The sequence below is a fragment of the Lentisphaerota bacterium genome (assembly GCA_016873675.1).
Taxonomy (GTDB): domain Bacteria; phylum Verrucomicrobiota; class Kiritimatiellia; order RFP12; family JAAYNR01; genus VGWG01.
In genome coordinates, this window is record VGWG01000095.1 from 1 (window position 1) to 10254 (window position 10254).

Here is a 10254-nt window from a genome sequence, read left to right on the forward strand (position 1 = left end):
GAGAAACTTGCAGGCCTCCAGGCGGACCCGCTTCGCTGCGGCATCGGCCGGCGCATCCACGCCGTCGAACGCCACGCTCTCGCCCGGACCGGATCCCACGATGTCAACCGTCTCGTTCGTCCCATGCGAATAGATCGCCAGAGTGCCGAACGACGCCGGCGGCACGGCATCGGCGACACACCAGCCCTCGCGCAGGGCGACCTTGCCCTGCCTCAGGAAAAAGCCCAGACCGTTCTTGAACACGGTCACCGACGAGACCTGGGGTTTCCACAGATGGGCGTTGTTCTTCTGTTCGTCGGATCGGCCCGACGAGACCGCGCCAATCATCAGCGCGGCAATAATGACTCGGACTCGTGTGTGATTCATGGTGGCCTTTCTGTGACGGAGCTGTGGAGCCTGCTGGCTCCTCGTCACGGAGTCATTGAAACATTTTGGAGAACCAGAGGTGTCAGATGCAAGCAAAAAGGATGTAAGATGTTTGTCATAGTATTCTGACTTCTCTCTTATATAACGCTCAGCCGGTCCTTGACCTGTGCCGTGAGCACCGCCGGCTCACGGGGGATGCTGCCCAGCTCGGCGCGGTCGAGCAGATCGGCGGGGCGGAGTTCTTCGCCCCACGCCGCCCAGCCGCACCACCAGGCGAGCACGCCGACCACCGTTTCGGGGCGGACGCCCGCCGCGCGGATGGCGGCGAGCCGGGTGTCGCCATGGCGCTTGGCCAGCCTCCGGCCCTCCGCGCTGACCACCAGCGGCACGTGGATGAAGCGGGGCAGCGTCAGCCCCAGAGCGTGGTAGAGCAGGAGCTGCCGGTGCGTCGCCGGAAGCAGGTCGTCGCCGCGAACCACCTCCGTGATCGCCATCGCCGCATCGTCGGCCACCACCGCCAGCATATAGCCCGCGCCGTCGGGGTCGCGGGCGATCACGAAATCGCCGACGGTCTCGCCGACCCGCTCCCGCTGCGGACCGTGGAAACCGTCGTCAAAGACGGTCTCCGCCCCACCGGGCACGCGAAACCGCCACGCGGGCAGCCGCCCCGGCGGGAGGGTCGCGGCGGCGGCGGCATAGCTGCCGAACCGTCCGCGGCACGTCCCGTCGTAGGCCGGGCCGTCCTCCCCCGCCTGCGGCGCCGATTGCCCCGCCTCGACATCGCGCCGTGTGCAGACGCACGGATAGACCAGCCCCCGTTCCTGAAGTCGCAGCAGCGCTTGCCGGTAAAGCGGGCGTCGCGCCGTCTGCACATAGGGCGCGTGCGGACCGCCCACGTCGGGGCCTTCGTCCCAGTCCAGGCCGAGCCAGCGGAGATCATCAATCGCCGCCTGCGCCGTGCCGGGCTTGACCTTGGGATGGTCGAGATCCTCCATCCGCAGCACCACCCGCCCGCCCCGGCGCCGGGCGAGCAGCCAGGCGACCAGGAACGTGCGCGCATTGCCCAGATGCAGCGCGCCCGTGGGACTCGGCGCCAGACGGCTGCGAATGGACGTTTCTTGATTCACCGATTTCATTCCCCGTTTCGGTTTCCCAAAATCATCGAGCAGGCACTATTTCCACATGCCACGGTTCGGGCATGGGCGCGTCGAAGTCATCGGCCAGAACGACGGTTCGACCACGAAGCGGGTGGCGCGTCTGACGGTTTTTGCCTAACATGATTGGTACGATCATGGCGACCGGTGTTCCGTAACGCCTGACCATCACCGGCTCGCGCGTCTGCTCAACCCCTTCAATGAGTCCGGGAAGGCGGTTCCGCACCGCCGAAATATTTAACGACTTCATGGGAGTCTCTCCTGTCTTGTACAACGAGAGTTGCACATCTCGAACCGGTTGTCAACGCGAGACGTAATGCGGATGGGAAACGCAAGGCCCGTCCCGAATAGCGCTAAGTTAAGGGTCTATTGCCTTCTTAATCCTAATCGTAATCTTAATCTTAATCTCTTGGTGGAGCACGGATTACGATTAGGATTAGGATTACGATTACGATTAGGATTAGGATCGGAAGCATCGCTTAACTTAGCACCATTCAGGCCCGTCCCTATGCGGCTCCAAGGAGAAGGCGCCGCCGTTGTTGTTTGGCGCGGGCGATCCGGCCTTGCTTCAGGGTGGTGGCCTCGCAATCGTTGGGTCCCGCGACGTGGATGATGCCGGACAAGCGTTTGCCGGTGATGTCGCCCGGTGGTGCGCGCGCGGAGGTATGCCGGTTATTTCTGGCGGTGCACGCGGTGTTGACCAGATTGCCTATGGCGTGTTGCCTGCCACCATTTACGAAGCGGTGTTGCCTGTGATCGAGGCGGCCTTGTCGAAGCCGACGGGGGCGGCCGAGTTGGCGACACGGCTTGCGGTTTCCAAGGCGCAGTTGGAGATCTGGCTCAGCAGGCGGTGAGCGAGAAGAAGGTGAAGAAGTTGATAAAACCAGTACGGTATGCACGGAGAACCTGTCCCTGTTGACTTTCATCAAGCGCCATGCGGGACCAGCACCGGAGCCGATGTCCCGGTATTCGCCGGCAGATGACCGTGCAGACGATCCGAACGCATCACTGTTTCTCGTTCCGTTGTCTTTCTCATTAGCGGCGCGGCGGGGACGCCGCTGCCTGTGGCTGACGATGCGGCAAAAATCATCGGTGATTGGTGCGGGCGCGCAGCGCGGGGGGCGGCGGCGTCCCCGCTGCGCCGCAGGCCAATGGGTCAGTATGCGTCGGACCTGCGTTCGCCGCAGGCCGATGCGATCAGTCGAGGAGGTGTACTATTTCCTCCGTTTTCCATGGGTGTCTTTCACGCTGGCTTCTCCTCTCTCCAATCATGTGAATCTTGTAATCCTGTCAAACATGCATGTCCGTCTAGCCACGCAATTTCAGACAGGATTACATGATTTGCATGATTGAGATGGGTAACGCAAGGCCCGTCCCTTGCGGACCCGGTTCTGCCTAGTCTTCAACTCCTGTGAACACGAAATCGAGTTTCTCATAGAGCCCCCGCTCGACCTCGTCGTCTTCTTCAACCCAGGCGTCGAAGGCCGGGCGCTTCTCTGCGATGATTGTGAGGGCACGTTGAACCATCTTGGTGGCAAGTCCTTGGCGCCTGTATTCAGGTGCAACAGCAATGTGCTGGATGCTGCCGCCCTGATGCAGGACCTTGCGAACAGGGTCGGGTTCGCAGGCGTTGACCAGGCACACGCCAACAATGGCTCGTGAGGACCGTAAAGACACAACCGTTGATGCGCTCATCGCGAGTTTGACGTCACCGTGCTTCCGGTGGTGATCGAGCCATCTGTCTACTTCAAATATGCCCTGTTCGACCGTTCCTCCTTCGGAAAGGTGGTACAGCGGGCACTTGATCGCATGATAGAACTCGCCGATCTGCTTCTTGCGGGATTCCACCAAGGGCTCGGAAACAAGTTCTTCTCCCCAGTCGATCTCGAACTTGGCCGTGTGTCGTATCATCTGAAACGCCATGTCTTCCTCCCTTGGCATCAACCGCAATGCCCTCCGCGAAACTGAGTGCGACCATGACAAACAAATGGAAAGAGATTGCAGACCAAACTTCAAGCGAAACAAGTTGGGAATGAAATACAATACCACTGTCAAGACCGCACCCCACAATAGTGCTGCTGGAACCAACTTGATCATATTCATTCCCTCGGGGATTCCTCGGCGAAACGCTTCGGAGAATAACCCTAAAATGAGCCTCAATATCAGCAACCCTACCGCCGACCCCACCGTTACACGAAGAGTTCGCCACATCAGTTGTTTTATCTGGCTTGATACGGGGATTGCCTCTTGTGAAACTTTCGAGATCTGATCGATTTCGATATGTGCCAGTTTGGCTTTATCACCCACAGCCAATGGTCCCTCTAATGCGATCTCCAAGACAAGCCTGCTGTTGTCGCGATACAGCAACGCTTTTCTCATAACCCCCTCAAATGCGTTCCCTGTGGTAAGAGCGATCCCGAGTTGTTCTTCTGTTGAAGCATATTTATGAGGAATATAACACTCAAAACAGGATGCGCTGCCGAAACAGCGATTGCAGTATCTCGCGATGGGATCATCGTTGCTCCAGGAACTCAGCTTATTACCACAAGTAGCGCAGTTATTCATGTTACCTCTCGCGTTCAATTGAAAAGCTGAAAAGCTGAAAAGGGGGGCGCGGAATGCGCAAAAAAGCACCAGGAGGCAGTGCGAAAAGGGGGAACTTGGCAACAAAACAGTAGATATATAGAGGGGCATGTGATCCCGAACGAACCGACCCGATGAAAGGATGGAGCTATGAGCGACCCTTTGATAACTGACCCGGTGACGCCACCTGCGACACCGCCCGCCGTGACGCCGCCGGTGACACCGCCCGCCACGCCGCCTGCGACGCCTCCCGCGACACCGCCAGCCACGCCGCCCGCGCCGCTCGCCGCGCCGCTAGTTACGCCGCCCGCCACGCCGCCCGTGACACCGCCTGCGACGTCCTCGGCGCCGCCTGTCACACCGCCGCCTGTGCCGCCTCTGGATCCGGCTGCGGCGCTGAAGGCGGAGAACGAAACTTTCAAAAGTGAGATCACGCGCCTGAACGGGTTGCTCGGTCAGGCCGCCAAGACGCCATCCAGTTCGATGCCTCTGGCGAAGACCGCCGAGACGGCCGAGGACTGGCTGGCAAAGGAAATCCAGAAACAGGGGTAACACATCATGCCTCTTCCGCTCGATCTATGCGGGCGGCAAGGCGGCGTTCAGCGGCATGCAGGCTGATGACTTTATCAGCCTGCCGGACATTTTGCGCGCGGTGGACCAGATCGCCGGTATTCCGGCGGTCGGAGCGGGTTTCGCCACGATCGAGGACCTGTTGTCCGGAGACAGCGGCACGCCCCTCCTGATGGATGTTGTGTGTTGGATGTTTAACGTTGGTTCAACAAAGGTGCCAGACTCTCCGTTTACGCCGCCCCCGGTGACGCGGTGACGCCCCACATTCGGTTTCTGGTTTGACAGATCGGGGCGGATACTGGCATCATAAGGTGCCTTTAACAACGAGATGTTTAAGAACCCACAGACACTGGTCTGCGCAATGACGCTTTCCCTGAACCCTGATCCCTGAACCCTGGAACCTTTTGCCATGCCCAAAGCCTGTGAATTGAAGCGAAATGACCTGGTCGAAATCCAGGGAATGCCGTATCTCGTTGAAACTCTTTCTGTTTCAACACCGTCGGCACGGGGCGCGGCGAGCATCTACCGCTTTCGCTTCCGCAATATCGTCACCAAGACCAAGCAGGATGTCGCGTGCAAGGGCGATGAGTCCTTTGGCGCCATCTCGGTCGAACGCCGCGAAGTGCAGTACCTGTATGAGCAGCAGGGCCGCTATACCTTCATGGCGCTGGATGACTTCTCGCAGTTCGAACTCAACGCGGACGTTATCGAAGACCAGCTTCTGTATCTGGTCGCGGACATGGAGGGGATCACGGCGCTGGTCTCCGACGGCAAGGTGCTGACGATCGAGATGCCGGTCAGCGTTGAGCTGACCATCGTCGAGACCGATCCGATTGTGCGCGGCGCGTCGGCGACCTCGCGCACCAAACCCGCCAAACTGCAGACCGGACTGGTCGTGCAGGTCCCCGAGTACATCACCACCGGCGAGCGGATCAAGGTTGACACCCGCACCGGCGAATTCACCAAACGCGCCTAACCCCAAATCAGGAACACTCCCATGAACAGTGACCAGGTCAAATCCGGTTTCCAACGCGCGCCTCATCGCAGCCTCCTCATGGCCACAGGCGTGAAGCGCGAAGATTTTTCGAAGCCCTTTATCGCGGTCTGCAACTCGTTCGTTGAGATCATCCCCGGTCACGTCCACCTGAACAAAGTCGGCGAGTGGATCAAGACCTGCATCCGCGAGGCGGGCGGCGTCCCCTTCGAGTTTAACACCATCGGCATTTGCGACGGCATCGCCATGGGGCACGCCGGCATGAAGTATTCGCTGCCGAGCCGCGAGTTGATCGCCGACTCCGTGGAATCGATGGTCCGGGCGCACTGCTTTGACGCCATGATCTGCATTCCCAACTGCGACAAGATCATCCCCGGCATGATTCTCGGCGCCATCCGCGCCAACATCCCGACGATCTTCGCCAGCGGCGGCCCGATGCGCGCGGGTTCGCTCGACGGCAAGCCCATGGATCTGATCTCCGTTTTCGAGGGGGTCGCCCAGCTCAAGAATGGCACGATCACGGAGGAGCAGCTCACCCGCGTCGAGAAGGCCAGTTGCCCCGGCTGCGGCTCGTGCTCCGGCATGTTCACCGCGAACTCGATGAACTGCCTCTGCGAGGCGATCGGGCTGGCGCTCCCCGGCAACGGCTCGATCCTCGCCGAAGATCCCGCCCGCAAGGATCTGTGGCGGCGCGCAGCCCTTCGCGTGGTGGAACTGGCCAAGGCCGAGGGCCCGCGGCCGCGCGACCTCGTCACCCGCGCCGCCATCGATAACGCCTTCATTCTCGACATGGCCATGGGCGGCAGCACCAACACCGTGCTGCACACCCTCGCGATCGCCCGCGAGGCCGACATCGCCTACGACCTCGATCGCATCAATGCCATCTCGCAGAAGTGCCCGAACGTCTGCAAGGTCGCCCCGTCCAGCGCCTATCACATGGAAGATGTGGACCGGGCGGGCGGCGTTCACGCCATTCTCAAGCGGATCGCCTCCATTCCGGGGCTCCTCGATACCTCCTGTCAAACGATCAACGGCAAGACGCTCGGCGAGAATATCGCCGCCGCCGTGATCTCTGACGAGCAGGTGATCCGCACGGTGGCCAACGCCTATTCGCAGGACGGCGGGCTGACGATCCTGCGCGGCAACCTCGCCGAGCAGGGCGCGGTGGTCAAAAAGGCCGGTGTCGCGCCCTCGATGTACCAGTTCGAGGGAACCGCAGTCTGCTTCGATTCGCAGGAGGCGGCGTGCGAGGGCATTCTCGGCGGCCAGGTCAGGGCTGGCAACGTGGTGGTCATCCGCTACGAGGGGCCACGCGGCGGTCCGGGCATGCAGGAGATGCTCGCCCCGACCTCCTACATCATGGGCGCGGGACTGGGCGAGTCGGTGGCGTTGATCACCGACGGTCGCTTCTCCGGTGGCACCCGCGGCGCCTGCATCGGTCATGTCTCCCCGGAGGCGGCCGAGGGCGGGTTGATCGGGCTGCTTGCGACCGGCGACCGCATTCGCATCGATCTGCCCGGTCACACGCTCGAGGCGCTCATCCCCCCCGCCGAGATCGCCCGCCGCCGCGCCGCCGCGCCAGCCTGGAAGCCGCGTGCCAGCACCGGGTGGCTGCGCCGTTACGCCCTGATGGTCGGCAACGCCTCCTCGGGCGCCTCGTTGAACTGATGCGCATCGCCATTCAGACCTTTGGCTGCCGCCTGAACCAGGCGGAGGCTGATGCGTTTGCGTCGGAATTCGCCGCGCAGGGGTGGACGGTGGTCACGGACGATCAGGACGCCGATGTCGTGGTAATCCACTCCTGCGCCGTCACCTGCACCGCCGAGCAGAAGGGCCTCCGCCTCTGCCGCAGGCTCGCAGGCCGCGCGCCGCAGCCGTTCGTGGTTCTCTCTGGCTGCGTCCCTGAAGCATCGACCCCCGCTGCGCTCGCCGCCGCTGGCGTCGCGCTGATCATCCCGCGGGACGCTCGGGATGCGCTGGTCGCGCGCGTGATGCGCGGCGCTCTCGCCAAACTCGGGCCAATCGATTCCCCGTCCCCCGCCCCGCCGGCCAGGCCGCGTCACAGGCGCCCTTTTCTCAAGGTTCAGGACGGCTGCGATTTCTGCTGCACGTACTGCATTGTTCCGCGCACCCGCGGCGGACCGGTGAGCCGTCCGTTCGACGCCTGCATCCGCGAGGCCGAGGCCCATGTCGCCGCAGGCGCGCGCGAGATCGTGATCGCCGGTTGCAACACCGCATGCTACGCCGACGCCGGCCGCCGTCTGCCCGACCTGCTGCTCGCCCTGGCCGGGATTCCGGGCCTCGGGCGCATCCGGATCGGATCGATCGAGCCCGGCACGGTCGAGCGGGAACTCGCCGACCTGATGGCCCGAACCCCGGCCCTCTGCCGTCATCTGCATGTGCCCGCGCAGAGCGGCGACGACGCGATCCTCCGTGCCATGGGGCGTCGCGCCACCGCCGCCGACTACCGCGCGGCCGCCGAATACGCGCTGGCCCGCGTCCCCGACCTCGGCCTCGGCACCGACATCATCACCGGCTTTCCCGGCGAGACCGACGCCCGGTTTGAGAACACCCGTCGCCTGGTCGAATCCCTCCCCTTCTCCAACCTCCACGTCTTCCCCTACAGCGAGCGGCCGGGAACTCCCGCCGCGCGCCTGCCCAACCCGATTCCGCCGGGCGTGCGCAAAGCCCGCGCCGCCGCGTTGATTCGCATCGGCGAGGACCAGCGCCGCCGCTTCGCCTGCTCCTTTGTGGGCGCGTCGGTCACCTGCCTGGTCGAGCACTTCGACGCCGACGGGGCCGCCTGCGGCTGGTCGGGTGCCTACCTCCCCTGCCGGGTCGCAGGCGTGGACCGGGCGGCGCTAGGCGAACTTATCACCTTCACCCCGGCTGCGGCGACAGGCGACACGCTCTACGGGCGCCACGGCTTGCCATGAGGCAATCCGTATGCTATTTTGCATGACGATCCCAACCGCGCAACAGGAGCCTGCCCCCGAATGACCACCATTTTAATTTTGGATCCAAGCCCGACGAGCTTGCACAAGGCTTTGGCCAGCTTTCATGCGGTGCTCGCTTTTGTTTCATCCGTCTCCCAGCTTGGCTCAGCGTTGCAGCGTTTGCAGCCGGATCTCCTGATCTGCGATGTCAGTGCGAGCGAGGTGTCGGGGCGCACCATCGCCGAACAGGCACACACGCTCTCGCCCGACACACGGGTTCTATTCACGGGGCCGCCGATCTGCCGCCTGCAAACCATTCGGTTGATGGAACAAAAACTCGTTGCCGCCTTTTTCCAGAAGCCCTGGCAGCTCGGACCGCTTCAAGATGTCATCGCCAGTCTGCTGCCGCACGCGACGGGAAAGATCCAGGCCGCTGCAGAACGCACATTGAAGCAGACGCCCACCCAGCGCATCCGCACCCGTAACCGGCCCCAGCCTGCCAGTGAAGCCTTGGATCTCGACGGGCGCTACCGCTTGGACGAAAAGATCGGCGAAGGCGGATCGGGCTGCGTCTATCGCGCGCACGACCTGCTTCTCGACATGCAGATCGCCATCAAGCTGCTCCATCCGGCGCTTTACCGCAACGCGCAGGCGCTGGGCGATCTGCAGTCCGAAGCCCGCATCTGCATGACCCTCGCCCACCCCAATATCGTCCGTCTCTACAACCTGGACAAGCGGGGAGGCCACTACCTGCTCGTCATGGAATACATTGACGGGCAGAATCTGCACACCCGCCTCACATCCACTCCCATGCCCGATCCCGCAATGTTCCGCAGCGTGATCGGGGCCATCGCCGCAGCGCTTGACGAGGCCCACCGCAGCGGTGTGATCCACAGCGACCTCACCCCGGGCAACATCCTGATCAACTCCGCCGGCGTGCCCAAGCTCATTGACTTCGGCATCGCCGCCCTCGCCAACCAGCAGGCCGCTCCCGGCGAGCTGATCGCCGGAACGCCCGCCTACATGAGTCCCGAACAGCTCCGCGGCGAGCCGGTCGGGCCCGCCACCGACATTTTCTCGCTCGGCGTGATCGCCTATCAGATGCTCGCCAATTACCTGCCGCAGACGGCCGATGCCACGCTGGACGACCTCGCCAACCGGCCCCGGCCGCCGCTCGTCGGCATTTCCGGAGCGGCCGCCGCGGTGATCGGCCGGGCTTTGGCTTTCGATCCCGCCGCCCGCTGGCCCACCGCCGGCGCGTTTGCCCACGCGCTCCTGCAAACCTGAAGGAGTCCGCATGATGACGCCCGCTGATGCGATCACCCTGCTTGTGCTGGCCGTCCTGCTCGGCCTGAACGTGTACGCCCTCATTCGTCGCGCGCGCGCGTCGGCGGAGAGCCGCTCCGTCGCGGACGACCTCGCCCGTCTCAACGAGCGGCTGCAGCAGGCGCTGGCCGCCGCGCGGCAGGAGTCGGCCGAGTCGGCCGCCGCGCAGCGCCGCGAGCTGCTCGTCCAGATGCAGGAGCTCGGGCGCACCCTGCACGCCCTCCTCTCGACCCTTGGCGAGGGGCAGCAGCGCCGCATCGCCGAACTCACCGCCGCGCAGCAGGGGCAGTTCGATGCCGTTCGCAAGACGCTCGACAGCAAGCTG

At 63.2% G+C, this 10254-nt stretch carries 12 protein-coding genes; 8 read left to right on the forward strand and 4 right to left on the reverse strand.

Going from position 1 to position 10254, the window contains the following annotated elements:
* From FJ222_10225 to FJ222_10235, 3 genes are all read right to left on the reverse strand, one after another.
* Positions 1 to 366, reverse strand: a 366-nt coding sequence (locus FJ222_10225) for a hypothetical protein (protein ID MBM4164797.1), incomplete at its 3' end; no start/stop codon positions are given.
* A gap of 137 nt (positions 367 to 503) precedes the next feature.
* Positions 504 to 1502 carry a tRNA glutamyl-Q(34) synthetase GluQRS gene (locus tag FJ222_10230; GenBank protein ID MBM4164798.1) on the reverse strand — a complete coding sequence of 333 codons (999 nt, stop codon included), beginning with the start codon at positions 1500 to 1502 and terminating at the stop codon, positions 504 to 506.
* A 22-nt stretch (positions 1503 to 1524) separates the two neighbouring features.
* Entirely contained in the window at positions 1525 to 1770 is a 246-nt protein-coding gene (locus tag FJ222_10235) for a type II toxin-antitoxin system Phd/YefM family antitoxin (protein ID MBM4164799.1), read from the reverse strand.
* Between the two features lie 286 nt (positions 1771 to 2056).
* Here FJ222_10235 and FJ222_10240 point away from each other — a divergent pair, with 286 nt between their 5' ends.
* A complete protein-coding gene (locus FJ222_10240; GenBank protein MBM4164800.1) occupies positions 2057 to 2374 on the forward strand; it encodes a hypothetical protein in 318 nt (105 codons plus the stop codon).
* Positions 2375 to 2915: 541 nt separating this feature from the next.
* Here the strand turns inward: FJ222_10240 and FJ222_10245 are convergent.
* The gene (locus FJ222_10245) at positions 2916 to 4214 is read right to left on the reverse strand and encodes a GNAT family N-acetyltransferase (GenBank protein ID MBM4164801.1); all 1299 of its coding nucleotides are present in this window, start codon (positions 4212 to 4214) and stop codon (positions 2916 to 2918) included.
* 39 nt (positions 4215 to 4253) lie between these two features.
* Between FJ222_10245 and FJ222_10250 the strand changes: the two genes are divergently transcribed.
* From FJ222_10250 to FJ222_10280, 7 genes are all read left to right on the forward strand, one after another.
* Positions 4254 to 4655, forward strand: coding sequence for a hypothetical protein (locus tag FJ222_10250; protein ID MBM4164802.1), 402 nt, complete (start codon positions 4254 to 4256; stop codon positions 4653 to 4655).
* 55 nt (positions 4656 to 4710) lie between these two features.
* Positions 4711 to 4929: a hypothetical protein gene (locus tag FJ222_10255; protein ID MBM4164803.1), complete on the forward strand. Its 219-nt coding sequence runs from the start codon at positions 4711 to 4713 to the stop codon at positions 4927 to 4929.
* A 153-nt stretch (positions 4930 to 5082) separates the two neighbouring features.
* Positions 5083 to 5649: an elongation factor P gene (locus FJ222_10260; protein ID MBM4164804.1), complete on the forward strand. Its 567-nt coding sequence runs from the start codon at positions 5083 to 5085 to the stop codon at positions 5647 to 5649.
* Between the two features lie 21 nt (positions 5650 to 5670).
* Positions 5671 to 7335 carry a dihydroxy-acid dehydratase gene (ilvD, locus tag FJ222_10265; GenBank protein MBM4164805.1) on the forward strand — a complete coding sequence of 555 codons (1665 nt, stop codon included), beginning with the start codon at positions 5671 to 5673 and terminating at the stop codon, positions 7333 to 7335.
* Complete coding sequence (locus FJ222_10270; GenBank protein MBM4164806.1) at positions 7335 to 8603, forward strand: MiaB/RimO family radical SAM methylthiotransferase; 1269 nt, start codon at positions 7335 to 7337, stop codon at positions 8601 to 8603. Before ilvD ends, FJ222_10270 begins: the two co-directional genes overlap by 1 nt.
* Before the next feature lie 60 nt (positions 8604 to 8663).
* A complete protein-coding gene (locus FJ222_10275) occupies positions 8664 to 9890 on the forward strand; it encodes a hypothetical protein (GenBank protein MBM4164807.1) in 1227 nt (408 codons plus the stop codon).
* 10 nt (positions 9891 to 9900) lie between these two features.
* Positions 9901 to 10254: hypothetical protein (locus tag FJ222_10280; protein MBM4164808.1), on the forward strand; the 354-nt coding region annotated here is incomplete at its 3' end.

What these genes read in the sequence shown, in the direction of transcription:
- FJ222_10230 (MBM4164798.1), bottom strand. Translation starts at nt 1,502, where the DNA reads ATGAAATCGGTGAATCAAGAAACGTCCATTCGCAGCCGTCTGGCGCCG.
- FJ222_10235 (MBM4164799.1), bottom strand. Translation starts at nt 1,770, where the DNA reads ATGAAGTCGTTAAATATTTCGGCGGTGCGGAACCGCCTTCCCGGACTC.
- FJ222_10245 (MBM4164801.1), bottom strand. Translation starts at nt 4,214, where the DNA reads ATGCCCCTCTATATATCTACTGTTTTGTTGCCAAGTTCCCCCTTTTCG.
- FJ222_10250 (MBM4164802.1), top strand. Translation starts at nt 4,254, where the DNA reads ATGAGCGACCCTTTGATAACTGACCCGGTGACGCCACCTGCGACACCG.
- FJ222_10255 (MBM4164803.1), top strand. Translation starts at nt 4,711, where the DNA reads ATGCAGGCTGATGACTTTATCAGCCTGCCGGACATTTTGCGCGCGGTG.
- FJ222_10260 (MBM4164804.1), top strand. Translation starts at nt 5,083, where the DNA reads ATGCCCAAAGCCTGTGAATTGAAGCGAAATGACCTGGTCGAAATCCAG.
- ilvD (MBM4164805.1), top strand. Translation starts at nt 5,671, where the DNA reads ATGAACAGTGACCAGGTCAAATCCGGTTTCCAACGCGCGCCTCATCGC.
- FJ222_10270 (MBM4164806.1), top strand. Translation starts at nt 7,335, where the DNA reads ATGCGCATCGCCATTCAGACCTTTGGCTGCCGCCTGAACCAGGCGGAG.
- FJ222_10275 (MBM4164807.1), top strand. Translation starts at nt 8,664, where the DNA reads ATGACCACCATTTTAATTTTGGATCCAAGCCCGACGAGCTTGCACAAG.